Source organism: Chthoniobacterales bacterium (assembly GCA_018883245.1).
In the GTDB taxonomy this organism is placed as follows: domain Bacteria; phylum Verrucomicrobiota; class Verrucomicrobiia; order Chthoniobacterales; family JACTMZ01; genus JACTMZ01.
The window spans coordinates 1-1,983 of record VEQL01000081.1; the positions used below are offsets into that span (position 1 = coordinate 1).

The window sequence follows — 1,983 nt, forward strand, 5'->3', positions numbered from 1 at the left end:
CCATCCCGAATCTCACGGCGGTCAAACCGCTCGGCGCGTTCTACATGCTCGTCAACATTTCGAAGTTCGGTCTCAGCTCGACCAACTTCGCCGACCGCTTGCTCAGCAAAGCGGAGGTCGCCGTCGTTCCGGGAGTTGCTTTCGGCGACGACCAGACCGTGCGCCTCAGCTACGCGACCGACCTCGAGACCATCAAGACGGGGTTGGATCGCATCGAGCAGTTCTGCCGGACGATCTGACGGCGCGGGGGGGGGGCACCGCGGTTCTAAGTCGAAAGGCTCACAAACACTCACGAGTCGTAAAAGCAGCCACGCTCGATGGGGGATCCGTTCGTCCCATTCAGCGCGGCGCGTGCGCCGGGCGGGGTATAACGAACGCAGTTTCCTCGTCGGCAAACTTAAGTCATTCTGACCCCGTGCGCGCGGATCGCAAAATTTTCCACGAAGGCCGCGTGTGGTATGGCGTTCCCAAAGCGCGGACGCTCGGCGCCACGACTCCGAAAATTCGCGAGGCCCTGGGTCGCGGAGACCTCGAACGGACGCGGCTCCGTATCAACGGGAAACTTTTGGTGACCATCGAGAGCTTGCTGGCATAAGAGCGGAAATCGCGGCACAAAGGGCACTCATGTCCGCCCAGTGCGCGCCCAGCTTGGCTTCGGTCCGTGCCCGGATCGTCGCACTCAAACGATCCCAACGCTTTGTGCCTTGGCGTTATTCCTCGGAGTTGGCGGACGATTTGCGCGAGTTGTTGGGTGCTATGAAGCGGGTGGTCGAGGATCCGCGGCAGGGTGCGGAGCTGATGGCAGCTTTCTATGAGACAGATCGCAACATCTTCGACCATTGCGATGATTCCAGCGGCTATGTCGGAGATGTTTACCGCTTCGACGCGCAGGAACTTTTTGTCCGTTTCGGGAAAGCTTGTGAGGATAAAGAGTGGTTGGTGCACCGGGTCTTCGGCCTGATCGCAGCAGATGATTACGGGGTGAGGGATGCCTTGTTGGAAGCGGCTCCGCGGTATTTGCCCAAAGCCCAGATCCGCGGTCTCGTTGCGCGAATGCGCGAGGCGGACGCGGCCCTGCCAGAGGACAAGAGGGGATACAAATGGCGGGTGGACATCGAGATCCTAGCCCGCGCCATGAAGGATGGTGCGCTTTTCGCCGAGGCGCGACTCAGCTATCCGGGGCCTTTGCATTCTTCGACCTGCGTGGATATTGCGGGCGTTTATTTCTCGGCCGGCCAAGCCGAGACAGCGCTCGAGTGGCTGGAGAAAACTCCTCTTGGCGACCATACTCGGGATCGCGAGCGGGATGAATTGTTGTTCAAGGTTTACGCCGCGCTAGGTGCGCGTGAGAGCCAAGAATCAGTGGCATGGCGTATATTCCGGCGAGATCGAAACCTTAGCACGCTGGAACAATTGCTCGCTTTGGCTGGGCAAAGTGCTCGGGAGAAAATCGTTCATGGCGAGGTTTCGGTCATTCTTGCCGACACGCGTTTTGATTGCGCGGACGCTCAGTTCCTGGTCGATGCGGGCCGCGGTGCGGAGGCCGAAGACTACCTCATGGCGCGGGCGGGGTTGATCGACGGTGAGCACTACTATGGTTTGCTGCCCTTGTCCGAATCGATGCTGGGCGCGGGTCACCCGTTGGCTGCGACAGTTGTTTACCGTGCGCTGCTGGACTCCATCCTCAAGCGTGCTCGCAGCAAGATTTACGGGCATGCCGCGAGCTATCTCCGGAATCTCGAGCGAATTTCCGGCAAGATCATGGAATGGAAGGGTCTACCGGATCACCCTGCTTATCTCGCCAGCCTGCAGAGCAAGCACGCCCGCAAATCCGCCTTCTGGAGCCGCTGTGCTGGCTAGTATCACGTAACACATACTATTTCGTATTGCTTTTCTCTCCCTGTCGGCATCATCTCCGGCATGGCCAAACGATACAAAGTCACCCTCACGCGATCCGAACGCACCGAACTCACCGAACTGACC

Annotated in this window: 3 protein-coding genes; all 3 read left to right on the plus strand. The window is 59.4% G+C overall.

The window, feature by feature from the left end; all coding sequences use genetic code 11:
* Nucleotides 1–239: aspartate aminotransferase (locus FGM15_13605; GenBank protein MBU3666893.1), on the plus strand; the 239-nt coding region annotated here is incomplete at its 5' end.
* Between the two features lie 176 nt (nt 240–415).
* Nucleotides 416–595: a hypothetical protein gene (locus FGM15_13610; GenBank protein MBU3666894.1), complete on the plus strand. Its 180-nt coding sequence runs from the start codon at nt 416–418 to the stop codon at nt 593–595.
* Nucleotides 596–624: 29 nt separating this feature from the next.
* Nucleotides 625–1,860: a hypothetical protein gene (locus tag FGM15_13615; protein ID MBU3666895.1), complete on the plus strand. Its 1,236-nt coding sequence runs from the start codon at nt 625–627 to the stop codon at nt 1,858–1,860.
* The last annotated feature ends 123 nt before the right edge of the window (nt 1,861–1,983 follow it).